The following is a 23,517-nucleotide window of genomic DNA, read 5'->3' as shown; positions in this document are numbered from 1 at the left end:
TTTATCTAAAGCGCCCAAACTTCGATTGGATCTTTTAATCTATTTTTAAATGGAATATTTAAAGTATCTAGTACTGATACATTATGGTTTTCTAGTTGTATTTTTAGTTGAGCGAGTCTAGGTGAGTTGGAAAAGTCGACTAATATAATTTTCTTACCTGGATTTTGATTAGTAAAGTTCATTAGTCGTTGAATATCTCTTAGTTCTTTTGAGCGATCAAGGTCAAACAAGTCGGGTGAAAAATTCACCGTAATTCTCCTTCCTAGAGAGGCTAAATCTTTGTATCTGATTGGAGTTGATTTATCTAATGTTTCAGGACGGTAGTGGGTTGGATAGTAAGAAATGAGCCCCACTTTTTCTGCTTGTTTTTGTCCTTCATTTTTAACGACAAAATCAATGAATGAGTTAGCGAGTTTGGATTGCTTTTTGCCGATGGTATACAAATAAAGCTTACGTGAAAGAGGATAATCTTGAGTGCCAATAGTGTAGCCTGTTGGTTTTTTACCTTGTCCGTTTTTTGATTTAGCTACTTTTAAAAGTTTGGCGCTGCCTACATAGCTTACACCTACAAAACCAATAGAGCCAGGCATATCTATGACACCGTCAACTAATTCATTGCTTGATTCAAATCGCTGTGAATTACTATCTAATTCTTTTTTATATGGTTTTAGAACTAAACTTTTAAATGTATCCCATGTTCCCGAGTTATTATCACGACTGAACAGGCTTACTGGGTAATCTTCTCCTCCAAGCTCTGTCCAATTAGTGATTTTTCCAGAAAACAAATCTGCAATTTGTGAAATCGTTAATGTATTAATGGGGTTGTTTGGGTAGGTAACAATCGCTAATGCATCTAACGCAATTGGGTGTTCGCCCACTTCGCCATATTTTTTAAAGAGTGTACTCGATTCTTTTTCTTTTATTGCTCTAGAGCTCATTGCTATATCTGTTGAGTTTTCACCTAGCGCTTTAAAACCAGTACTTGAACCATGCGCTCTAATTTCTATTCTAATTGTTTTATTTTTATTCGTTAGTGTACCTTCTATATATTTTTCGACAGGGTTTTCAAGTTGGTGTTCTCTAATGAGTATTGCCCCCATGTTTTTTAAAAATGATTTTGCAAGAAGAGGGGCAAAATTTTCTCCAACTGTATTCGATCCTTTTATCAGCAAGTTTTCAATTGACTGTTCTGTTTTATCTTCTGATGATACTGGGAGTTGTAAAATGTTAAATTTGAAAATTCCTAAAAAGATTAAAGTGATAGTAATGGCTGCAACAATAAGAGTAGACAGGTTTTTTAACATGATCATTTTTCTTCTTTGTGTATGATGGGGCGCGATTGTGAACACTAAATATGACAGGTTTATTACAAAGTAACCCTTTAATTTACAAGGGGATTATCTCGGTTTGATATTGGTCAAAATGTTGACTTTACGTGCACAAAATAAGTTGAATTAAAAATTATAAAGAAAAGTTTTTTTATAAAATTATCGTTGCAAAATTAAATATAATGTGAATTCGTTCTTGTTTTTTTGATTCTATTCTCGGTTAAAAAAATTAATAATGTCGACTTTTTGGCGTATAGCATCGGTATATCCTAACTCTATCAATTCCTTTGTGTAAGTTGATTCAAATAATAAATAGCTTAAAATTGTGGAGCCTTCATCCGTTCCTATACCTATACGTCGAAAAAAGAATTGAATTAGCCGAGGTAGCTCTTTAAAGTGTTTGCTTGCTAACAGACTTAAGTCCTGGCTAGGTGAAATCGTGAAGGTTTCAATTGGTCGTAAATTACTCTGTAATTCTCGAACCGCCTGCGGGATTAGTTGAATCGTTTTATTGACCCGGCGAATTCTTTCTAGATCACTGTCTAAACTATCTATAAATATACTATCTAAAACATGTCCAGCTACGTCTGCAATTGTTGGGTATCTGATTATATTGGGCTGATAAGGTAATTCTTCTCGTGTAGGATCGACTCCTATGACAAGTATTTTATCCGCTCCTAAGTGTATGGCTGGACTGATTGGCGCTAAAAATCTAACTGAGCCATCACCAAAAAACTCATGATCAATTTCTACGGCTGGAAAAACAAGTGGTATTGCTGAAGATGCTAATAAATGTCTACGACCGATTTGTGTGCGGCTGCCACAGCGTCGAGAGCGTCTCCAGTCTTTTATTTCTGGTATGCCTTGAAAGAAAGAAATCGAGCGGCCTGATGTATATCCTGAAGCAGTAACAGATAATGCGTGTAGTTGTCCTGCATCAATCGATTCTTGTATATTATTATAATGGATTACTTTGGCCAATAACTGTTTAAGTGGATCATTGTTAAGTAAGCTAAGTTGGTGCTTTTTATGGTAACTATTAGAAAAAATAGATTTTATCCATCGGCCTGAGTTAGACATTACACCGAGTAAGTCGGTACGAAATATTTGTTCAACGGAGAAGTTTTCCCAAACTCTTTGTAGGCTTTTTATGCCTAATCTGGGGGTGCGTGCATAGGCAGCAATGACTGTAGCATTAATTGCACCAGCTGAAGTGCCTGTAATAATTGGATAAGGGTTACCACATTCACTGCGGTAGATAATGTCTGAAATACCTCTTAATACACCAACCTGATAAGCGGCTCTGGCACCACCGCCGGTTAAGACTAACCCGGTTTTTGAGCGAGAAGGTGCGTTATAACAAATAGAGTTCATTCAATTAATAAAATTCGAGTATCAATAAAAAATCAAAGAGTTAGTAAAACTCGGGTCGTTAATAAAGTTATGGATGCCAGGTTTTTCGCATCGATTTATAAACTCGCATAGGATACCAACTTTGACCTCTACTTCCATTATAGCGGGCGAGAGCATGGGTCGTATGCTGTTTTTCTTTTTCTAAATAAAGACTTAATATAGCGCAGCCGTATCGAATATTGGTTTGCATATCAAACAGGCTATCTTCTGGTTTGCCTAATTCGGCTTTCCAAAAGGGCATTACTTGCATTAACCCCCTTGCTCCTGCACTTGATATTGCAAATTGGTCAAAGTTACTTTCTACATTAATTAAAGCAAGTACTAACATCGGGTCGAGTTTAAATAAACTTGCTTCTTTGTGGACCAAACGTAAAATTTTTAACCGTTCGTCTTCTGGAATGTGAGGAGCTACTTTCGCGAGCCGAAGAGCTTGTTCTAAAAGCCAGACTTCAGCGTCAAATTTATCTTCAAATGAATCGCTGGCATCTTTAATGACTTTAGCAAGTTTTAATCGGAATTCTTTATCCGGTTTTTCTTGTACAGTAGCGCCTGTTACGTTGGTTATAAAACACAAGCTTAATAAAGTGATAAGGCTAAGTTGTTTGAGAAACACTAGCAGCCTTATCATTATTAATGAGCGTAATCTATCAAGCATTATTATAGTTTAGGCCATTTTTTGTTGAATAAAAGTAAAGGCATCATCTATTTTAACATCGATTTTATCATTGAAACGGCGATGTTTATATTCGAATGTTCCTGCATCAATACCTCTTTCACTAATAACAATTCGGTGAGGAACTCCGATAAGTTCTATGTCTGCAAACATTACACCTGCTCGTTCTTTGCGATCATCAAAAATCACTTCAATACCAGCACTAATAAGTTGGTTATAGAGCTTTTCCGCCATTTCCGTGACACGATGTGAGCGATGCATATTCATTGGAACTATCGCTACTTGGAATGGGGCAATGTTTTCTGGCCAGATGATGCCATATTCATCATGATTTTGTTCAATCGCTGCCGCAACGACTCTCGATACGCCAATACCATAACACCCCATATGTAGAGTGACTGATTTGCCATTTTCACCTAATACACTGGCTTTCATTGCTTGGCTATATTTGGTGCCTAATTGGAATATATGGCCAACTTCAATACCACGTTTAATCGTTAATTGACCTTTACCATCAGGGCTAATATCACCTTCTATAATATTTCGGCAGTCAAACACTTCAGTCAATTGTGCATCTCGTTCCCAGTTGACCCCTGTTAAATGAAAGTTGTCTTCGTTCGCTCCGCAAATGAAGTCAGAAACTGTTGCTGCATCTCTGTCAACAATAACTGGTATATCAATGCCAACAGGGCCAATTGAGCCTATAGAGCAACCAACCGCGGCTCTTACTTGGGGATCTTCAAGAAATTCTAATGGCGAAGCAACGAGAGGATGTTTTTCTGTTTTCAACTCGTTAAGCTGGTGATCACCGCGTAAGCAGATTGCGATTGAAGGTTGTTCTTTAGTTGCTCCTTTAACCAGTAATGTTTTAATGGTTTGTTTAGCATCAACAGAAAATTGCTCACAAATTTCTTCAATTGTCTGGCTATTAGGAGTCGCAACTTTTTCAAGCGTTTGAGTTGCTGCTGAGGCTGTTTTTACGGGAGCTTGAGCTGAGGCTTTCTCGATATTAGCGGCATAATCACTGCCACTACTAAAAGCGATTGCATCTTCGCCTGAGTCAGCCAACACATGAAATTCATGTGATGTACTACCTCCAATAGAGCCTGTATCGGCAATCACCGCTCTAAATTCTAATCCTAAGCGTTCAAAAATGTTGCTGTAGGCTTTGTACATTACCTGATAAATTTCTTCTAATGATGATTCGCTCGTGTGAAACGAATAAGCATCTTTCATTAGAAATTCTCTAGCACGCATGACACCAAATCTAGGTCGGCGTTCATCTCTGAATTTGCTTTGAATTTGATAAAAAACAGCAGGACATTGTTTATAGCTTCGTATTTCGTCACGTACTATAGCGGTGATCACTTCCTCATGAGTCGGCCCAAGACAAAAATCTCTTTGATGACGATCTTTTATTCTTAGTAATTCAGGACCAAAATCACTCCAGCGTCCTGATTCTTCCCAGAGGTCGGCTGATTGTACCATTGGCATGAGTATCTCTGCTGCACCTGATGCGTCCATTTCTTGCCGAACAATTTGTTCAACTTTGCGTAATACTTTTAAGCCGCTAGGTAGCCAGGTATATAAACCAGATGCTTGTTTTCTGATTAATCCAGCTCTCAACATTAGTTTATGACTAATTGTTTCAGCATCACTTGGATCTTCCCGTAAAGTGGCTAATAGGTACTGCGTTGTTCTCATGTTATTTTTCTCTTTAGTTTTAAATGCTACTGTATAATAACTATTGATTTTTTAGTTGGTGAGAAGTCGCTTGTTTTTGTCTGTGCTCTCTTGTTCAACTGATACAGCATGCTATTTTTTTGCGTATTTTAACAGTGAATGAAAGGATGTCATATTAACTAAAGCGTATTTAGTGCAAATATTTTCATTAAAATTTACCTGAACCCTTTAATTTTGTGAAAAAGTCATTATATTGGCATCAAACATATGTTTAGTTTGTTAGAGTTTAAGAGTAGAGTTTAAGATATATGCCGATTTATGAATATAAATGTAATGCTTGCGACCATCGTCTAGAAAAGCTGCAAAGAATGAGTGATGAGCCATTAAAAGATTGTCCTGAGTGCGATGCACCTGAGCTGGCTAAGCTAGTTTCAGCTGCAGGTTTTAGGCTAACAGGCACAGGATGGTATGAAACAGATTTTAAAAATAAAAAGAGTCCGTCCTCTGATGCAAGTACAAGCTCTAGTTCATCCGCTAGCAGTTCAGACACTAAGTCATGATACTCAGCCTTATCTGTTTTACTAACTTGTGAATCGTTTTGTTTATTCACTATTACTGTATGTAATCTCACCAGTTATTTGGTTATATTTACTTTTTCGGGCGATTAAAGCGCCCGAATATCGTGATGGTATGGCCCAAAGGTTGGGATTAGGTGATAACACGGCAATACGTTATGCTGTCATGGTTCATTGTGCTTCCGTTGGAGAAGTAAGAGCTGCCGCCCCGTTGATTGAGCAATTAATTAAGACCTACCCCAATAACTCAATTTTAGTCACCACCACGACTCCTACAGGTAAAAAAGTGGTGGAGTCGTTATTTGCTGATTCTGTAGCACATCGTTACTTGCCAGTTGATTGGTTTATGAGCAGTGGACGATTTATTCAGGCAATATCACCAAGTCTTGTGATATTAATGGAAACTGAGTTGTGGCCTAATTTACTTTATCACTGCGGTAGAGAGAAAATTCCTGTGCTGTTAGCCAATGCCAGGCTTTCTGATAAGTCCCTGCTGAAATATCAAAAGTATCCTCGTTTTGCTCAACAGCTTTTTGAAAATATTTCGAAAGTTGCCGCTCAATACTCTTCTGATGCAGAGAACTTTATTCAGTTAGGAACTCCTTCCAATAAAATAGAGTTGGTTGGCAGCATTAAATTTGATGTTCAAATTTCAGCAGAAATCCAGCAGAGGCAAGCTGAACTTTCTCGTCGGTGGCGGGCTAATCGACCAGTGTGGATTGCCGCAAGTATTCATCCTGCTGAATTTGATTGGGTATTGCAGACGCATCAACAGTTATTACCGTTGTTCCCGGATCTGCTACTCATTGGAGTGCCAAGGCATCCAGAAAAGTTTGCTGAATTTAAAGATAAATGCGATGCGTATAAAATGTCGTTCGTTTGTCGCAGTGAGCAAGTTGAACCGTCAACAGAAACTCAAATTATAGTCGGAGATACACTCGGTGAAATGTTACTATTTTGTGGTGCTGCTGATATTGCCTATGTTGGAGGGAGTTTGATAGAGCGTGGTGGCCATAATCCCTTAGAGCCATTGGCCTGTGGTTTACCTGTGATCATGGGGCCCCATTATTATAATTTTAGCGATATTGGTCAGATACTTATTGATAAAAATTTAATGGCAGTAGTTAAAAACCAGCAGGCATTGACTGGCCAATTAGAGCTACTACTTAAAAATAAGTCTGAATTACAAAGCAAATCACAGCAAGCTATAGCGTTAATGCAAGATAACCGTGGTTGTGTTGATCGGTTATTGTCTTTAAGTCAAGCGTTGTATTCTGGTTGAGCTCATTTTTATAATTGTTCAGCTAAAAAACATCCAGCTAGTCGCAGTTTTTTGATGAAGCTTAATACTAAAATCTCAAATTAATATTTTAATTTATTTCAGGCTACTCTACCTTTATTTTGTAAAGTATAACATGATTGGTTAGAGACATTTGTTCGCTAGCCTAACGTTGGCTTGTTAGCGACTTCATCTTCTCAATAACTCCTGATGAACTTTTTTTAGAATATAAACTTATCCTCATGCGAAATAGTAAGGAAAATATAATGAATGTAAAAAATAGGAATTGGGTTTTAGCGTTTGGGTTAATAGGGCTTTTGGTATCGTGTAGTAGTCAACAACAAGGTGTCGCGATTCAATCTGGACAAAGAGTTGAAGGAGCGATAGGTCATATTATTGAACTAGAACAAGGTTGGACAAATGATACGCAGCAGAGTTTTTATTTCACAACTCAGGGCTCACGAATTCTGCCGTATCAATGGTATTTGAATTTAGAACAAGCCGATAATCAAACGTTGTTTAGAGATAACGCTAACATGCGACGTTTGAATTACTTGCCAAGTGAGAAAAGCAAATGGAATCCTGATGGTTTAGCGGTGGGGTTTGTTAAAGATTTTGATAAAAAGACCAAAACAGCATGGATGGGGTTTAATTGCTCTGCTTGTCATACTGGACAAATTCGTTATGAAAATATTGAAATTCGGATTGATGGCGGACCAACGCTAGCAGATTTTGAAACTTTCAATAACACGCTGGTTGATGCGATGAGTAAAACTTATAAACAAGATGATAAGTTCACTCGTTTTGCTACTGCCGTTTTAGGCTCTGGGAGTTCAAATAAGCAAAAAGATAACCTGTGGGAGGCTTTAAAGCAGCAAACAAATATTTTAGCCGCTCGTAATCAGGTAAATCACCCAACCCCGGAGCAACCTCATTATGGGTATGGCCGCGTTGATGCTATAGGCGCAATATTCAATCAAATATTGTCGAAATTTAATGATATGCCAGAAAATGGAAGAGCGTCTGATGCACCTGTGAGTTATCCTTTTTTATGGGGAACACATCAGTCCGATGTCGTGCAATGGCCTGGGTTTGCTCCTAATGGTCCTTTAAGTATAGGGGCGTTAATTCGTAATGGCGGAGAGGTGTTAGGCGTTTATGGGCAGTTGCATATACCTGCTGATAAAGCCAAAAAACATTATAAATCATCTTTAGCAATTGAAAATCTAGGCTTACTCGAACAGTGGGTTGCTGAATTACGCTCGCCTCAATGGCCAGATGCATACCTTCCGCCGTTTGATCAAGTTAAAGTAGCAAGAGGCAAACAGTGGTACGAACAATATTGTATTAATTGTCATCAAGTTATCAAACGTGAAGATGAAGGCAAGCCCTACAAAGCGGTTCTGACTCCATTAGACGAAGTCAAAACGGATCCTAAAGAGTTAACTAATATGCTAGCAACAAGGCCGGCAGGTAAGTTTGAAGGTCGAAAAGAACTGGTATTGGCTGGCCCTGTTATCGCGGCTGAAACAACCGGATTAGAGCCATTAGTAAACTCGGTTGTTGGTGCCCTTTTAGAGCATCCTATTCAAACGGTTGTTGCTGCTAAGGAAGAATTTGAAGGAGGGGGGGCCGCAGACACACTAAGTGATGGCATCAAAACAACGGGCTCAAAGCATCAATTAAAGCTGACTAAATTATTACATCAGTTTGTTGAGTTAAGAAAAAATATTCGTCAGTCTAAACAAACTAAAACCGATGAAAATAATCAAGAACACAATCCGGCTGTTTATAAAGCAAGACCATTAAATGGCATTTGGGCTACTGCACCATACCTACATAACGGATCGGTTCCTAACCTTTATGAACTGTTATTAGAAGAATCTAAACGGTCAAAAACTTTTTATGTGGGTAGTCGTTATTTTGATCCTGAAAAGGTTGGTTTTATAAGTGAGCACACTTCAAATAAACAAAACTCATTTCTTTTTGATACCAGTTTAATTGGCAATTCGAACCAAGGTCATAATTATGGCGTCTTAGAGTTAAATGAAAGTCAGCGTTTAGAGTTGTTAGAGTACTTAAAAACACTGTAATCAGCAAAAATATGGGAGAAAAATAATAGCCTTGCTGTTAATGTACTCGTTTGCCTTGATAGCCATAAAGTGATTGAGTGGACTGAAAACACATAATCTTTTTAAGCGCTTGAAAAATAAAAGAAAAGAACCTCATCCATTAAATTCTCCTATCCTGAATTCAAGTCAGGCAATCGAGTTTTTAGGCCGATTAAAGCCAAGTAGACCTAAAAATATAGCTAGAGTAGATAAAATGTTAAAAACAATGTAATTGAAATCTGATATCTCAAATCAATAATAACTCTCGTAAATAGATAATGTTATTAAGGCGTACTGCTCGCTTAGCTACGCATTATTTAAGTTTTAAAAACACAATAAATGAGTAAAGCGGCTAAGTTTTAATCTTCAAATGGTTAGTTGATTGGTTTTTATCGACAACCGTTACCACGGCAACTTATAAACAAAGCTAGCTTGGGGGAATATTGAAGATTTGTGTAGAAGTAAATATTAATGTTTTAACCAATTAAGTAAGGGAACAAAGTATGACTCACCAAATAAAAAGAAAAAGTTTATATTTAGCGATAGCAATGGCGTTAAACACACAAGCAACTTATGCGGCTGAAGTGGAAACAAGTGATGATGAGGAAGTCCAGAAGATGGTAATTGTTGGCTCTCGCGCTGCTCCACGTTCTGTTTCTGATTCGCCAGTACCTGTTGATGTAATCAGTAGTGAAGAACTCAATAAAACCGGATCGACTGATATGCTAGATATGTTAGTGGGTACAGTGCCATCATTTAATGTTCATGCAAATCCTATTAGTGATGCTGCCACACTTGTTCGCCCTGTGAATCTAAGAGGACTTTCTTCTGATAGTACTTTAATTCTGGTCAATGGTAAGAGGCGTCACAGAGCTTCTGTTATAGCATTTCAAGGCGGTGGAATTAATGATGGGGCGCAGGGGCCCGATATTTCTGTTATTCCGAGCATTGCTTTAAAACAGGTTGAAGTATTACGCGATGGTGCCGCAGCTCAATATGGATCAGATGCAATCGCAGGGGTGATGAATTTTATCTTAAAAGATAATACCGAAGGTGGGTCGTTTTCATTCAAGCAAGGAGAATATTATGAAGGTGATGGTGCCGCAACCACATTAGCAGGCAATGTCGGTTTACCTTTTACCCAGCAAGGCTTTGCCAATTTGAGCTTTCAATTGAAAAATGCTGATGCAACCAGCCGAAGCATACAAATTGATGCAGCACAAGCTATGGCCGATGCAGGAAATAGTTTTATTCAAAATCCTGCTCAAATATGGGGTTCACCTGAAATAAAAGATGACCTGACAGTGTTTGCTAATGTTGGTCTTGAGTTAGATAGCAGTAAAGAGTTTTACATGTTTGGTAATTATTCTGAACGTGATGTGAAAGGGGGGTTTTATTGGCGTAACCCACATAACCGAGCCAGTATTTATTCGAATGATGATGGCGCTACTCTATTAGTTGGCGATTTGGATGGTGTTGGCACTGGTATTGAGTGTCCTACGATTAATATTACCAGTGATAATGTGCTTAATAACCCCAATTATTTACTGATAGCAGATAACACTACGGCACTCGGTCAAAACTGTTTTGCGGTGAATGAAATTCATCCTGGAGGATATACGCCTAACTTTGGCGGTAATGTGACCGATTCATCCTTGGCTGTAGGAGTTAAAGGCGACATTAATAGTGGTTTTTTGAAAGACGTCTTCTTTGATATCAGTGGAACTGTGGGTCGAAATGAAACCAGCTTTAATATTGTGAATACAATTAACTCATCAATGGGAATGGAGTCTCCAACTGATTTTTATCTGGGAAAATATATTGAACTGGAAAAAACATTCAATGTTGATTTAGTTAAAAGTGTTGATATTGGTTTGAATGATAACATGAATGTAGCTGGTGGTTTTGAATGGCGTGAAGAGTCATTTGAAATAGTTAATGGCGATCAATATTCTTTTTTAGCAGGGCCATTAATTGATCAAGGTTTTAATTTAGGGTCACACGGTTTTCCTGGCTTTCAACCTTCACAAGCGGGCGTTTTTACCCGTCGAAATATTGCTGTTTATGTTGATGTTGAAACCTACTTAACAGAAAGTCTCTTATTAGGTGGTGCACTCCGATATGAAGATTTTACAACTTTTGGTGATACGCTTAATTATAAGTTAAGCATGCAGTATTCATTCACTGATAACTTCTCTATGCGTGGTTCTACGAGTACTGGCTTTAGAGCGCCAACAGTTGGTCAAGCAAATGTGAGTAATGTATCTACGGCACTTGAAGATGGTGAGTTAACTGATTCTGCTTTACTACCACCAACCAGTGAGTTTTCGAAGTTGTTTGGTGGTAAAGAGTTAGATCCTGAAGAGTCAGAAAGTTATGCGTTAGGTTGGGTTTATGAAAATGGCGACTTGTTTTTAACCGCAGATTACTATCATATTGAAGTTACTGATCGTATTACTCAGTCTGATCGTAAAAAGCTGGTCGAAGCTGATTACTTGGCTTTGGAGGCAATCGGTGTTGCTAATCCTCGATCAGTCGGCACGGTTAGCTTCTTTTCAAATGACTTTGATACCACAACTGAAGGTTTAGATCTTGTTGCTAATTACAGTGCAGAGTTATTTGATGGTAACTCCCAGTTTAATATGGCTTATAACTGGACAGAAACAAGTGTTGATAGACATTCTGCAATTACCGGTGATTTTAAAGTAAAACGTTTAGAAGACGCTTTACCTAAACATCGAGCTACGTTTACTTTTTCTCAGAGCTGGGATAATTTAAGTTTATTTGTTCGAGCGAATTATTTTGGTAAATATTATGCGGTGCATGTCGATTACGATGCAACTGCAAAAGATGCCGATGCAGCAACCACATTCGATGCTGAAGTCAGTTATATTATCAATAATTCTTTTACGCTATCGCTTGGTGCACAAAACCTATTTGATCAAGAAGCGGAGCTGTTAGATTTCACCACTCAGTCAGGTGGAATTCCTAATAATAACTGGGGTGGAAAATATTATGAAACTGGTCCTTATGGATTTAATGGTGGTTTTTATTACTTAAAAGCAACTTATAATTTATAAGTTTTAATTTCGTATTTAAAACTTGTGAGTAGGTTTATATTGCTCACAAGTTTTTAAGGTTTATACTATAAAAGAGAGTTATTTAAATATCCAATTAACTTAAAGCATTAGAGTTTTTTAGCGGTAACTTAACAATAAAACTCGTACCTTTTCCTATTTTAGTTTTAAAGCTAACATTTCCTTGGTGTAGTTCGATTATCTTTTTGACAATGGCTAACCCCAAACCAGTTCCACCAAATGTGCGTGTATCTGAAGCATCAGCTTGAATAAAACTATCAAAAATTTTATCTCGAAAGTTATGGGGAATACCGTTCCCAAAATCGGTTATAACAATAGAGAGCCATTCATCATGCTGTTTACATTCAATATTAACGGCTTGGCCTGGTGGCGAAAACTTACAGGCATTTGAAATTAAATTTGCCAGTACTTGTTTCATTCGTTGAGGATCAAAGTTGACTTTAATTGTATCGCATTGAATAAGGTTTAATGTAACTGAGCATTGTTCAGCGTAAGAATGATTTTCTTCAATACATTCTTGTATGAAAGACGGTAAATCAGTACTTTTTATTTCTAAAGAAAGGTTATCGCTTTGTAGTTTTTCTATGTTCAATAAATCTTCAATGAGTAACAATAAGCGTACAGAATTTTTTTCTGCAATATTTAACATGTGTTTGATTTCTTCTTCTTTTCCTTGCAGTATGCCACTGTTAATTAACCTAATAGAACCTCTAATAGAGGTTAAAGGAGTTCTTAACTCGTGACTAACTGTTGCTACAAACTCATCTTTTAGTCGTTCAACTTTTTTGCGCTCGGTAATATCACAAATAAAGCCATGCCATAATATGTTTCCACTCGCATCTAATTGAGGTTTCGACTCCCCCGATAGCCAACGGACTTTACCATCAGAAGATAAAGTACGATATTCTTGTCGCCACTCCGTCATTTTTTTTGCTGAATCTTTAATTGAGGCTATTAATCTTTCTTTATCATCGGGATGTATTACTGAAAAAGCTGGAGTGGCATCGAGTTTTACTTGCTCAGGACTAACCTGGTATATGTCTCGAATGCCTTCACTGGCATAGGGAAAAGAGTAAACTCCGTTGGTGTCAAGTTTAAATTGATAGATAACACCGGGGATATGTTCGGATATCTTTTGTAAGCGATTTGCCAACTCTTGTGCACTTTCACTTTGCTCGCGGAGTCCTATAATCATTCGCCATCCCATATAAGCAAAAACTGAGCTAAATATCCCCATGTTCCATGTTGTAATTAACCAGGCGAGAGGATGGTGAGAGTAGGTTTGATAATCGAGTTCGAAAGTAATCCAATGTTGAACTGCGGCAAAACCAAATAGAGCCATTAAGCTAATGATAGCTAGAACTAATAACCAAGCTGTACGAGATTGAAAAAAAAGAATACAGCTGAAAGCAAAAAATACCATAAATATTTTACTGTCTGCCGCGGGACCTATTTGACTTAATGCGGCAAATGTTGCGATGCCCAAAATGATTAATAAAATACTTGTGCGAAAGAGATAGGGAAGTTTGGTTGAAAAAAACCAGGTTAGCCAGATAGTTAAAACCAGCACAATTTGTACTGCCATAAAAGGTTTAAAACCCATAATTGTTATTCTGGAAAGAGATATTGCTAAAGATGGTAAGGCGGAAATTCCAACAACTAGTAGTAAATCATTGAGCATTCGATTGCGTAGCGTCTGAAAATTGGTTGAAATATTCCTTTTTGGCATCACTGATCGCTTTGAGCTAATTAATGGATAGTAAGCTAGTTATTATTTTGGTTAATACTGGCACTAATAACCATAGCAAAGATTGCCCACCTTTTCTTTAATTCGATAATGGCCTGTCGGCTGAAACTGAGCACAGTTACAGCAAAGGGAGTTGGTTGAATACGACTAATATCAGTTACTAACAGGCTATACTGTGTGGCTAAAGTGTTGGTAGCCGTATATGAGCCAGTGCCATTGCTGCTCTTTAAAATGATTGATATGACCTAGTTTGGTTTCTTTTGTAAAAGAGCGCTTAAGGCGCTTGAGATTTGCTTTTTGCCATTCCAAATCAGGTTCTCTATTTTCACAACGATCAAAATCGATCAGCCAAAATAGAGTATCTTTATCAATTAATATATTATGTGCATTAAGATCGGCATGATAGATTCCTGCTTGGTGAAATTTAGCAATCATAGCCCCTAATGAATGCCATTCGGCTTCTGTCATAGGAGAGTGGGCCAGATATTGGCTAAGATCTTTGGTGTGGGGAATTTTTTCAATCAAAATATCTGCTCGATAAGCAATCTTGGATTGTTGTACTCTTGCGGCAACTGGTTTGGGTACGGGTAAGCCTTGTTGATACATTTGTTCTAATAAAGCAAGTTCTTTGTAGCAGCGTGTTTTTTCCATGCCCTGAAAAATATACTGATCTTTAATATAACGTGAAATTAAGCCGCCTCTATAATAATGTCTCAATACCCATTCATTGTTTTTATGCCCTATGAACCAAGTTGTATTTCGTCCACTTGAATGGCCTGTAATTGCTTTTTTTTGACGCCAAAAGTCAATATTAAACCAATCATCTTTAAGTAAACGGCTCAGATGATGGTTGATTTTAGGGAGTAGTAAAGTTGATTGTTGGGTTTTTATTTGCTCGATTGACAAGTTGCTATTCCAATAAACATAGAGACCACCAGTATTTTACATTAGAATAGCACCAGTTAATAAAAAAGAAGATTAAATTTTTATCAAGCGAATCATGCTGACCAATATAAATTCCCCCCGTTCAATTTGTATTTTACGATTATCTGCTATTGGAGATGTTTGTCATGCTGTCGCCACAGTACAAGCAATCCAACATCGGTGGCCAGATACATCAATAACCTGGATCATAGGTAAAGTTGAATTACAGCTGGTGGCAGGGTTAGCCGGAGTCGAGTTTATTGTTTTTGACAAAAAAGCAGGGCTAAAAGGATATTGGGAGCTGAAGAAAAAACTCAATAATCGGAAATTTGATATTTTGCTACACATGCAGGTGGCCTTACGAGCAAGTTTAGTAACTTTGTTTATTAAGGCTAGAGAAAGATGGGGGTTTGATCGGTTCAGGGCTAAGGAAGGTCAGTGGTTATTTACTAACCGACAAATTGCGGCACAAAATGAACCACATGTTGCCGATGGTTTTATGGGATTTGCCAAAGCAATTGGTGTTGAGCAAAACACAATATTGAAATGGTCTATGCCAATTAAAGATGAGGATGAGCTTTGGTGGCAAAAACAGCCCCATTCCGGTACAAAATATATAGTAATAGCTCCAGCAGCTAGTAAAGCTGAGAGAAATTGGCTACCTGAGCGATATGCCGAAATAGCTAATATGGCCTATAAAAAAGGGCTAGATGTGCTAATTTGTGGTGCACCTACCGAAATGGAAAAAGCGCTAGCAAAAGCGATTGAATCATATTGTGACTTTCAGCCGATTAATTTAATTGGTGGAACATCATTGAAGCAGTTGTTGGTTGTGATAAAACACGCTGTTTTAGTTTTGGCCCCAGATACAGGGCCTGCTCATATGGCGGTGACTGTTGGTACTCCTGTTATAGGTTTATATGCCCATAGCAATCCCAAAAGAACAGGGCCATATGCCTACCAAGATTATGTTGTTTCAGTTTATGAGCAATTACTTATTGAGCAGACTGGTCAACCATCAACACAACATCGCTGGGGCAAGAGAGTGAAAGGTGATGTGGTTATGGGACTGATTGAAGTGGAAGAAGTCGTGAAAGCTTTTGATAAAGTGATTGATGATATTAATGTTGGTTGATTAACTGATTAAAATATTCAATATAGTTTTTAACTGTTTCTTGATGAGACATTTTTGATTGAATGGTATGTTGAGCATTATTTGATAGCTTTTTTAGATGATTTCTATGCTCGTAAAGAAAACGAACCTTTTCTGCAATAGCTTTACCATCACGTAATGGAACAATATGCCCATTAACACCTTCTTCTATAATTTCCATTGCGCCTTCATTAGCCGATGTAATCACTGGAGTACCACTTGCGAGAGATTCTAAAATTGAGCGAGGTAAACCTTCTCGAATAGAAGGAAGCACCATAACATCACAGGCTGCAGCTATTTGAGGAACATCGTTGCGAAAGCCTGGCTGAATGATTCTATCTGCCATGCCTGTTTGCTTTATTTGAGAAATATAAGGCTCACAGTCAAAGTGGTTACCCACTAAAATGATATTCAGATCTTCAATATCGTTCAGGTTTTTTGCGGCATCAAGCACATATTGCATTCCCTTATGTGCTCGTGGGCTTCCAATACACAGCACATTGAAACTTGGCTTATTGATACCTAATGAGTCTAATTGTACCGGTGGCGTCATATACCAGCTTAAATCATGTCCTTTATAAATGGTGGTTACTTGTTTTTTTATTTCATGACGAACTTTACTTTTAACGTGGTTTTTGACGGCATTTGACACACAGATAACACCGTTTATTCTCGGATGAAGGATTGATAAGTAATTACTTAAATCTGTTTTGTATAGACCGCCAGTGGTTCCTCTGTAAGCAACCATTTTGGCACGAGTTCCAATACAAGCAAATGCTGCATTGGGGATAGTTCGAGATTTTGATGCGTAAACGACATCGATTTTTTTACTGTGAATGACAGTGCGAATTTTTTTGATTGAATGCCAGGCTACTTTTTTATCAGGAATTAATTCAATCAGTTCTATATTGGCTGATTGGTATCGCGAAACATATTCGCCTGATAGGTCGGTCATAATGGTAATCTGGTGACCTGCGTTTGCTAATCCGATATAGATTTCCGCTTCGGGTCTTACTGCATTATAGGAACGCCCAACATCGGGCAGAATTAGAATATTCACTCTGTTACCACTTCCAATAGCTCAATCTTTTTCGCAGTTTTAATTTGCGAATCAAGTTAACCGGTTTCTTTTTTCGTGTTTTAACGGGGTGTTTAATCAGCTCGTCAACTGCCTGAAGAACCCTTAAGGCCGAATTACCATCTTGATAAGGGTGGAGTGAATGGTTTGCTTTAGCAATTTTTTCAATCAGCTCATCACTATTCGTTAATGCTGTTTCAATGGCTTTTTCAAGGTGTTCTGGTTGTTGTATGTCAATCAAATATTCGCCAGGGGCTGCATTTTTATAGGTGATAGCGGGCTTATTCAACAGTAAAAACTCACCAATAATTGAAGAAGTATCAGATATTAATATATCAGCGCGTTGTAGTAATGGTAAGCATGAGTCTGTTTCTATGATTTGAAAATTGTCTGATTTTATTTTTTGATATAAACCAATCCAATCGGGGTTCATTTTGGGATGAAACTTGACTATCCAATAATGTTCTTGAGTGTTAACTAATTTTTTTATTTCGTCGTAGCAAGCCAGAGCACAAGTTAAGTTGGGTGAAAATGTCGGCGCAAACAAAATAACAGGTTTATCTGTTTTTAAATCATAAGGCGGCATTTTAAATAGCGGATCAAGTTTTGGCCAGCCAGTTTCCTTTACAGTAAAGTGACCATGTTGTTGAGCCAATTGGTTGAATTTATCGGTTGTTATTTTGCCATGAGTGCAATAAAGATCAAAAAAACCACGAATAGAAAAATGACCTTTCTTTTTCCATTCTAAACCGTGAAAAACTTGAACCTTAAGGCCTGGAATAAAATTGGGGACAATATTACCGGGAACAAAGACTGCTTGAGCTGAATAATTAATTGCTTCTTCAACACTATTCAGTTGTATTTCGTCAGCTTGAAAGTAGTTGGTATTGATTTGATTACCTTCCACAAACCAGGCGCATTCATCTCCCCGAGCTTTGATGAGCTGCTGAATAGGGCGAAGAATTTCAAAAGAATAATTTTGCGAAATGTAAAAAAGGTATCTTTTAGTCACAATATTAGCTTAAGCACTGTTAGGTCAAAATTTAAACGCGAAAGTGCTATGCCTGATTAAAATTAATACAAGCTAAATAGCATTTCTCGTTCGAATAATAGATTATTCGTTTCGAATCGCGCAAAAGGTGGCAATTGTAACAATTAAACGGGCTTTTTGTCTTCTCAAATTATTCTTGAATGATGATTGTTTGAAAGAATCAAGTATCTTTGATGGCTTTGAGTTTTTATAGCTAAATCACTATCAATTGTCACAATAAAAGCCGTTATTTTTGCCGCTCTTTTCGTTGTCTGACCTATATATGGCGATAGAGAGGGGGCTGGCTATAATGATTGTTATAAATGCAACTGTGGGTTGTTAAAGTAAAAATGAGATAATTGACTGACTTTATACTTGCTATTGTCCTGTATTTTTTGCTAAAAAACTATTTTGGTGCATTGTGTTATCAATGTGATGTTTGGTTTAGGGCTATTTAGATGAGACAAATCAGATTTAAGATATTAATGCTTTTGGGCGGGTTATTGTTATCTGGTTGTGCTGGATTATCTGTTAAACAACAACAGCTAACACAGAAACATCAGAGTTTCTATCTGGATTACGAAACCAATTTTCAAGATTTTCATCGGGAAATAGATATTTCTCTCCAATTACGAAAGCGCTCAATCGAGTTTCTTAAACAGGAAATGCTGGAAGGAGACGCTCAGTATTTTGATGCCCATGATATTGCTCGTATTCAAGCTGCTGTCAGTGAATATTCAAGAAATCGTGAAGTTTTATTAAAGCAAATTGCTTATCGTTATCGTGATCTATTTGAAGGTGTTGAGTTAATTTTTACCTCTAAACAGCCAACAGAACTGGTTGTTAATCGAACAATTTTTAATGATAAAAACAAGTTATTTATTAATCCCAATGATCCGTTGGGACGAGAATATATTAAAGTCATTAAATTAGGTTTAGCTGCGGCCTTAACACTATATGATAATTTTATCATTGCCATAATGCCTTATCATAAAAATGGTCATTTTAGGCGTAGCATTAATGAAAATAATATTGATGATAAAAAAATTATAGAGAGGATTTCTGGCAATTTTAGGGATTTAAATAACTATAGAAACACTCTCAAAGCCGTAGAATTTAATGATAAAGTGAGTCGATGGGAGTTGGCTCATACTGAAAGTAAACTATCTAAGGATAAAGATAACACTTACTTTAATTTGCTAATTAATGGTAGTTATAGCAATAAAAAAATAAAAGAAATAACTCTATGGGAGCACCTGGCTTTTAGAACCAAGCGTTTTCGTAGTAAAGTAAGGGATATTTTATTTGATATTGGTGCTGAGTCACTAAATAGTGTAAGTATGGCTTTTGGTAATACGGTTGGATTGATTTCTTCTCGTGATGGTTACTTAAAGAATTTGCCAAGTAGTCATATTGAAAAAATTGAAACTGAATTGTTGCCTGGAGATATATTGCTTGAAAAAACACCTTTTAGATTAACTGATCGTTTTATTCCTGGACATTGGGGGCACGTGGCAATTTGGGTTGGTTCTAAAGAGCAGTTAGAAGCACTGGGGGTATGGAAGTTATTGCCACAAATTTATGCCAATGCTCGTCATCGCTTTAATTATCAAGGCCCGTCTTTTCAAACTCAGATTATAGAAGGAAAAAGAGTTGTTGAAGCTTTGCGTCCAGGCGTGCAAATTAATACTTTAAAGCATTTTCTTGATATTGATGATATGGCTGTATTGAGAGATAAAAACGTCAAAAAAAGCGCTTTAAAACGCTATGTTATTCGTGCGTTTAAGCAAATTGGTAAGGAGTATGATTTTAATTTTGATGTAGAAACGGATACTAAAATCGTTTGTTCTGAACTCGCATTTGTCGCTTATGATGATTATCAATGGCCAACGGAAAAAATGGCAGGGCGTTATACCATTTCACCTGATCATGTCGGAGAAAAAGCATTAGGTAGGGGTCCTTTTGAGCCTGTCATGTTGTATCATGATGGAAAGGTTGTTGGTAAAAATGTACAACTTAATTTCAATCGTTTGATGAGTGCAGACTATGGTCCTGTAAAATTTGATCTAATGCCTGTTGAATAAACTTTAAATTGCCCCTAACTGGTTAAATTAGAATTTAAAATGAAACATAAGAAAAATAAAACATCTCCAGAAACTATTGAACAAGCACAAAAAGTAGCCAAAGCGACTCAAAGACCAGGACAAACCAAAGAGCAAACTAAGCTGATTGCTCAAGGTATTCAAAAAGGTATTGAGCAATACAAAAAACAACAAAAGTCGAAAGCTCGCGAATTAGATAAGAAGTTACGTAAGGTAAAACATACTAGTACGACTGAGCTACAGGAGCAGCAAGATACTGGCTTAGTTGAGCCTAAAAGTAATTGGCTTCCTTGGGGATTATTAATTGTATCTTGGTTCGGATTTGTTGCTTATTACTGGTATATGCAGGTTTAGTCTAATGACTAATACAAAATAAACATCAATAAAGATCTTATATGTATTTGAATATCGTATCTGGTGTTTTGCAGGTTGATAATCAACTTTTGTTGTGTTTACGCAAAAATACCTTACATTATGCTGATTATTGGGCATTCCCTGTGGGACATGTTGAGTTTGGTGAAAATACTGTAGATGCACTAAGAAGAGAATTATTTGAAGAAATAGGCATCCAGTTGTTAGATTGTGAGCGTTTAATAACCTTGTATGATAATGAGCAAAAAATACGGCATGCTGTTTTTAAAGTGACTGAGTGGCGAGGGGAAATAGAAAACAGAGAGCCAGAGTTTTGTGAGCAAATTCAATGGTTTTCATTAAAATCATTACCCCAGCCTTTGACGCCTGCATGTTTAACCATTATTCAAAACCTCCAATGACTAAATTGTTATTTAAATATGGTGTGATTTTATTTGTTGCGCTCAGTGGGTTTAAGTTTCTTGAGTACCAGTTTTTCAGTTATAAAATTACATTAGAAATTTATTTGTTCCTTGTCGGGTCTGCATTTTTAGTTATTGGCTTTATTGTTTCTCAGCATTTATTTAATAGAGCAGAGGCATCATCACAGGTGGATATTGATGAAAAACGCCTTGCTGATTTTACACAAAGAGAACAAGAGATATTAGTACTTTTGTCTGAAGGGTATACCAATAAAGAAATCGCAAAGAGTCTGGATATTTCACCAAATACAGTCAAAACTCATTTGAGTAGTGTTTATGATAAATTAGCTGTGAGTAATCGTACACAAGCTGTTGCAGAAGCTAAGTTGTTGAAAATAATAAAGTAAATTTGTTATCACCCATTTGGGTGATAGAAAAAACGATACTTAAATTGTTAATTTAATATTAAATTAACAACACATACGATTTGAGGGAAATTAATATGCAAAAGAATATTCTAAAATATGGGCTAATATCTGGTAGCGTTATTGTCATGATTCCTGTGATTGCGGGGCTCGTAATGGGATATGGGCCTGAGACATTCAAAATGGGCGAAATTATTGGTTATTCAACCATGGTTTTGTCATTATTGATGATATTTCTAGCTGTTAGAGAGTATCAAGTTTCGTATCCTGATGAAGTATTAGGGTTTGGTAAGGTCTTATTGATTGGCTGTGGTATTAGCGCAATAGCTGGCATAATGTTTGGAATTTATAATGTGATCTATGTGACTTGGATTTCCCCTGAATTCATGGACTTATATTATCAATACTATATTGATAATATAAAAAGTAGCGGCGCTTCAGAGGTTGAAATTCAGCAACAAATCGCGCAACTTGAAGCTGATAAGCAGATGTTTATGAACCTTTGGGTTAACTTTTTCTTAATGTTTATCACTGTATTTATTATTGGCTTTATTGTTTCGGTGGTATCGGGTGTATTTCAGTCCAAAAAACAAGCATCAATAAGCTAATTTGCATTTTAAGGTTAAGGAGAAAGTTATGGTGTTGTTAGGTATTCGTTTTTGCTCTGTAACTGAGCAAGCCGATGAGTTAAAAGATTTTTTTGAGAAAGGGTTGGGGCTAGAAAATCGCTTTAAGAATGAGGAAGAGTTTAGTGGCGGTGTATTTGGCACTTCAAGTGAACATTCTTGGTTAGAAATATGGCAACAAACCGATGACATGCCCGCAGGAATTATGCTTCAGCTAGTGGTTGATGATGCAGAGAAAATGGCAGAAGAAGCTAAAAATAATGGATTACAGCCCTATGGTCCTGTTGAAGCTCATGGAGAGAAAATTTACTATTTGCAAGCCCCCAATGGTTTGAATTTGAGTTTTCAGTCAAAATTAGAGTCGACTCATTAAGTGAATCGTTTTTTATTGGACACAGAGTTATTGACTGAATTAGAATAGCCGACGTTAGTTATTCATATAGCATTCACAGCGCTGTATGAATATCGCCAATTTTTTTTGAGAGAAATTTATGTTCGAACAAATTAAAGCGGCAAGTCAAAGTCTTATTGGGCACGCAAACCAAACGCCTGTTTTTACTTCTAGTACACTCGACAATCAATTGAATGCTAACCTATTTTTTAAGTGTGAAAACTTTCAGAAGGTTGGAGCATTTAAATTTAGAGGAGCATTTAATAGTATTTCTCAGCTTTCCTCTCAAGAAAAAGAAAAAGGGGTTATTGCTTATTCATCTGGCAACCATGCTCAAGCAATTGCTTGTGTGGGGCATATGCTGGGTGTTAAAACAACGATAGTAATGCCAAGTGATGCACCCTCTATCAAATTGGCTGCCACACGTGGATATGGTGCACAAGTCATCACTTATAATCCACAAACGCAGACTCGAGAGTCTGTTGCAGAAGAGATTTTGCAGCAAAATGATTTAACTTTAATCCCTCCCTTTGATCACCCCAATGTCATTGCAGGTCAAGGGACTGTTGCTTATGAGTTTTTTCAATCTCACCCCCAACTTAGCACTATTATAGCGCCTTGTGGAGGCGGTGGTTTATTATCGGGGACAGCGATAGCTGCAAAGCATATGAATCCTGAGTGTCAGGTGGTTGGTGTAGAGCCTGAGTTGGCTAACGATGCCACTTTATCGTTTCAGACAGGCAAGCTTCATGTTAAACCCAACCCGCCAACTATTGCTGATGGAACTCGAACTGCTTCTTTAGGTGGGCTTACATTTCCAATTATTTTGCAAAATGTTGATCAAATGGTAACAGTAACTGAAGCGGCTATTAAAGAGGCGGTTCGTTTTTTCTTTGCTCGTATGAAAATGGTTGTTGAGCCATCTGGTGCATTAGGTTTAGCTGCTCTAATGAGTGGTGCAATAAAGCCTAAAGGAAATATTGGGGTTATAATCAGTGGTGGTAATATTGATAGTAAGACAATGGCTGAAATACTAACAGAACACTAAAATTTGGTTTTTAAGTAGAGTGAATATAGCTGTTGATTTATATTTGTTATAGGTTTGTAT

Annotated in this window: 20 protein-coding genes; 12 read left to right on the top strand and 8 right to left on the bottom strand. The window is 37.2% G+C overall.

What is annotated here, in order from left to right:
* Positions 1–5: 5 nt before the first annotated feature.
* The 4 genes from ACT5E3_RS16915 to ACT5E3_RS16900 form a co-directional block, all read right to left on the bottom strand.
* On the bottom strand, positions 6–1,304 hold the full coding sequence (locus ACT5E3_RS16915) for a PstS family phosphate ABC transporter substrate-binding protein (RefSeq protein WP_444994720.1): 1,299 nt from the start codon (positions 1,302–1,304) through the stop codon (positions 6–8).
* Between the two features lie 234 nt (positions 1,305–1,538).
* Positions 1,539–2,702 carry a patatin-like phospholipase family protein gene (locus tag ACT5E3_RS16910; RefSeq protein ID WP_444994719.1) on the bottom strand — a complete coding sequence of 388 codons (1,164 nt, stop codon included), beginning with the start codon at positions 2,700–2,702 and terminating at the stop codon, positions 1,539–1,541.
* Positions 2,703–2,769: 67 nt separating this feature from the next.
* The gene (locus ACT5E3_RS16905) at positions 2,770–3,354 is read right to left on the bottom strand and encodes a lytic transglycosylase domain-containing protein (protein ID WP_444994718.1); all 585 of its coding nucleotides are present in this window, start codon (positions 3,352–3,354) and stop codon (positions 2,770–2,772) included.
* A gap of 51 nt (positions 3,355–3,405) precedes the next feature.
* Positions 3,406–5,118 (bottom strand): proline--tRNA ligase, encoded by a 1,713-nt coding sequence (locus ACT5E3_RS16900; RefSeq protein WP_444994717.1) that lies wholly within the window; start codon positions 5,116–5,118, stop codon positions 3,406–3,408.
* 287 nt (positions 5,119–5,405) lie between these two features.
* Between ACT5E3_RS16900 and ACT5E3_RS16895 the strand changes: the two genes are divergently transcribed.
* From ACT5E3_RS16895 to ACT5E3_RS16880, 4 genes are all read left to right on the top strand, one after another.
* Complete coding sequence (locus ACT5E3_RS16895) at positions 5,406–5,657, top strand: FmdB family zinc ribbon protein (protein WP_444994716.1); 252 nt, start codon at positions 5,406–5,408, stop codon at positions 5,655–5,657.
* 28 nt (positions 5,658–5,685) lie between these two features.
* Entirely contained in the window at positions 5,686–6,954 is a 1,269-nt protein-coding gene (waaA, locus tag ACT5E3_RS16890; protein ID WP_444994715.1) for a lipid IV(A) 3-deoxy-D-manno-octulosonic acid transferase, read from the top strand.
* Positions 6,955–7,217: 263 nt separating this feature from the next.
* Positions 7,218–9,044 (top strand): di-heme-cytochrome C peroxidase, encoded by a 1,827-nt coding sequence (locus ACT5E3_RS16885; RefSeq protein WP_444994714.1) that lies wholly within the window; start codon positions 7,218–7,220, stop codon positions 9,042–9,044.
* Positions 9,045–9,565: 521 nt separating this feature from the next.
* Positions 9,566–12,142 carry a TonB-dependent receptor plug domain-containing protein gene (locus ACT5E3_RS16880; RefSeq protein WP_444994713.1) on the top strand — a complete coding sequence of 859 codons (2,577 nt, stop codon included), beginning with the start codon at positions 9,566–9,568 and terminating at the stop codon, positions 12,140–12,142.
* Between the two features lie 94 nt (positions 12,143–12,236).
* Here the strand turns inward: ACT5E3_RS16880 and ACT5E3_RS16875 are convergent, their stop codons facing one another.
* Both ACT5E3_RS16875 and ACT5E3_RS16870 read right to left on the bottom strand, forming a co-directional pair.
* Entirely contained in the window at positions 12,237–13,889 is a 1,653-nt protein-coding gene (locus tag ACT5E3_RS16875; RefSeq protein WP_444994712.1) for a sensor histidine kinase, read from the bottom strand.
* 186 nt (positions 13,890–14,075) lie between these two features.
* Positions 14,076–14,813 carry a 3-deoxy-D-manno-octulosonic acid kinase gene (locus ACT5E3_RS16870; RefSeq protein ID WP_444994711.1) on the bottom strand — a complete coding sequence of 246 codons (738 nt, stop codon included), beginning with the start codon at positions 14,811–14,813 and terminating at the stop codon, positions 14,076–14,078.
* Positions 14,814–14,907: 94 nt separating this feature from the next.
* Here ACT5E3_RS16870 and ACT5E3_RS16865 point away from each other — a divergent pair, with 94 nt between their 5' ends.
* Positions 14,908–15,966, top strand: a complete 1,059-nt coding sequence (locus ACT5E3_RS16865) for a glycosyltransferase family 9 protein (protein ID WP_444994710.1) — start codon at positions 14,908–14,910, stop codon at positions 15,964–15,966.
* On the opposite strand, the gene ACT5E3_RS16860 is transcribed toward ACT5E3_RS16865, so the two are convergent.
* Both ACT5E3_RS16860 and ACT5E3_RS16855 read right to left on the bottom strand, forming a co-directional pair.
* On the bottom strand, positions 15,953–17,044 hold the full coding sequence (locus ACT5E3_RS16860; RefSeq protein WP_444994709.1) for a glycosyltransferase family 4 protein: 1,092 nt from the start codon (positions 17,042–17,044) through the stop codon (positions 15,953–15,955). The genes ACT5E3_RS16865 and ACT5E3_RS16860 overlap by 14 nt on opposite strands.
* A gap of 4 nt (positions 17,045–17,048) precedes the next feature.
* A complete protein-coding gene (locus ACT5E3_RS16855) occupies positions 17,049–18,074 on the bottom strand; it encodes a CDP-glycerol glycerophosphotransferase family protein (protein ID WP_444994708.1) in 1,026 nt (341 codons plus the stop codon).
* A 476-nt stretch (positions 18,075–18,550) separates the two neighbouring features.
* On the opposite strand from ACT5E3_RS16855, the gene ACT5E3_RS16850 reads away from it, so the two are divergent.
* The 7 genes from ACT5E3_RS16850 to ACT5E3_RS16820 all read left to right on the top strand — a co-directional run bounded on the left by ACT5E3_RS16850 (position 18,551) and on the right by ACT5E3_RS16820 (position 23,457).
* Positions 18,551–20,176: a YiiX/YebB-like N1pC/P60 family cysteine hydrolase gene (locus ACT5E3_RS16850; protein ID WP_444994707.1), complete on the top strand. Its 1,626-nt coding sequence runs from the start codon at positions 18,551–18,553 to the stop codon at positions 20,174–20,176.
* Between the two features lie 39 nt (positions 20,177–20,215).
* On the top strand, positions 20,216–20,548 hold the full coding sequence (locus ACT5E3_RS16845) for a DUF2956 domain-containing protein (RefSeq protein WP_444994706.1): 333 nt from the start codon (positions 20,216–20,218) through the stop codon (positions 20,546–20,548).
* Positions 20,549–20,589: 41 nt separating this feature from the next.
* Entirely contained in the window at positions 20,590–20,967 is a 378-nt protein-coding gene (locus tag ACT5E3_RS16840) for an NUDIX domain-containing protein (RefSeq protein ID WP_444994705.1), read from the top strand.
* The gene (locus tag ACT5E3_RS16835; protein WP_444994704.1) at positions 20,964–21,374 is read left to right on the top strand and encodes a helix-turn-helix domain-containing protein; all 411 of its coding nucleotides are present in this window, start codon (positions 20,964–20,966) and stop codon (positions 21,372–21,374) included. Before ACT5E3_RS16840 ends, ACT5E3_RS16835 begins: the two co-directional genes overlap by 4 nt.
* Before the next feature lie 95 nt (positions 21,375–21,469).
* Positions 21,470–22,000 (top strand): DUF4199 domain-containing protein, encoded by a 531-nt coding sequence (locus tag ACT5E3_RS16830; protein ID WP_444994703.1) that lies wholly within the window; start codon positions 21,470–21,472, stop codon positions 21,998–22,000.
* 28 nt (positions 22,001–22,028) lie between these two features.
* Positions 22,029–22,391 carry a VOC family protein gene (locus ACT5E3_RS16825; RefSeq protein WP_444994702.1) on the top strand — a complete coding sequence of 121 codons (363 nt, stop codon included), beginning with the start codon at positions 22,029–22,031 and terminating at the stop codon, positions 22,389–22,391.
* Positions 22,392–22,509: 118 nt separating this feature from the next.
* Positions 22,510–23,457: a threo-3-hydroxy-L-aspartate ammonia-lyase gene (locus tag ACT5E3_RS16820; protein ID WP_444994701.1), complete on the top strand. Its 948-nt coding sequence runs from the start codon at positions 22,510–22,512 to the stop codon at positions 23,455–23,457.
* Positions 23,458–23,517 lie beyond the last annotated feature (60 nt).

Source organism: Aliikangiella litoralis (genome assembly GCF_052495765.1).
Note: the sequence above shows the minus strand (reverse complement) of the source record. Positions and strands in the feature narration are given on the sequence as shown.

What these genes read in the sequence shown, in the direction of transcription:
- ACT5E3_RS16845 (WP_444994706.1), top strand. Translation starts at nt 20,216, where the DNA reads ATGAAACATAAGAAAAATAAAACATCTCCAGAAACTATTGAACAAGCA.
- ACT5E3_RS16835 (WP_444994704.1), top strand. Translation starts at nt 20,964, where the DNA reads ATGACTAAATTGTTATTTAAATATGGTGTGATTTTATTTGTTGCGCTC.
- ACT5E3_RS16910 (WP_444994719.1), bottom strand. Translation starts at nt 2,702, where the DNA reads ATGAACTCTATTTGTTATAACGCACCTTCTCGCTCAAAAACCGGGTTA.
- ACT5E3_RS16880 (WP_444994713.1), top strand. Translation starts at nt 9,566, where the DNA reads ATGACTCACCAAATAAAAAGAAAAAGTTTATATTTAGCGATAGCAATG.
- ACT5E3_RS16895 (WP_444994716.1), top strand. Translation starts at nt 5,406, where the DNA reads ATGCCGATTTATGAATATAAATGTAATGCTTGCGACCATCGTCTAGAA.
- ACT5E3_RS16840 (WP_444994705.1), top strand. Translation starts at nt 20,590, where the DNA reads ATGTATTTGAATATCGTATCTGGTGTTTTGCAGGTTGATAATCAACTT.
- ACT5E3_RS16820 (WP_444994701.1), top strand. Translation starts at nt 22,510, where the DNA reads ATGTTCGAACAAATTAAAGCGGCAAGTCAAAGTCTTATTGGGCACGCA.
- ACT5E3_RS16830 (WP_444994703.1), top strand. Translation starts at nt 21,470, where the DNA reads ATGCAAAAGAATATTCTAAAATATGGGCTAATATCTGGTAGCGTTATT.
- ACT5E3_RS16915 (WP_444994720.1), bottom strand. Translation starts at nt 1,304, where the DNA reads ATGTTAAAAAACCTGTCTACTCTTATTGTTGCAGCCATTACTATCACT.
- ACT5E3_RS16865 (WP_444994710.1), top strand. Translation starts at nt 14,908, where the DNA reads ATGCTGACCAATATAAATTCCCCCCGTTCAATTTGTATTTTACGATTA.
- ACT5E3_RS16885 (WP_444994714.1), top strand. Translation starts at nt 7,218, where the DNA reads ATGAATGTAAAAAATAGGAATTGGGTTTTAGCGTTTGGGTTAATAGGG.
- ACT5E3_RS16825 (WP_444994702.1), top strand. Translation starts at nt 22,029, where the DNA reads ATGGTGTTGTTAGGTATTCGTTTTTGCTCTGTAACTGAGCAAGCCGAT.
- ACT5E3_RS16875 (WP_444994712.1), bottom strand. Translation starts at nt 13,889, where the DNA reads ATGCCAAAAAGGAATATTTCAACCAATTTTCAGACGCTACGCAATCGA.
- ACT5E3_RS16850 (WP_444994707.1), top strand. Translation starts at nt 18,551, where the DNA reads ATGAGACAAATCAGATTTAAGATATTAATGCTTTTGGGCGGGTTATTG.
- ACT5E3_RS16900 (WP_444994717.1), bottom strand. Translation starts at nt 5,118, where the DNA reads ATGAGAACAACGCAGTACCTATTAGCCACTTTACGGGAAGATCCAAGT.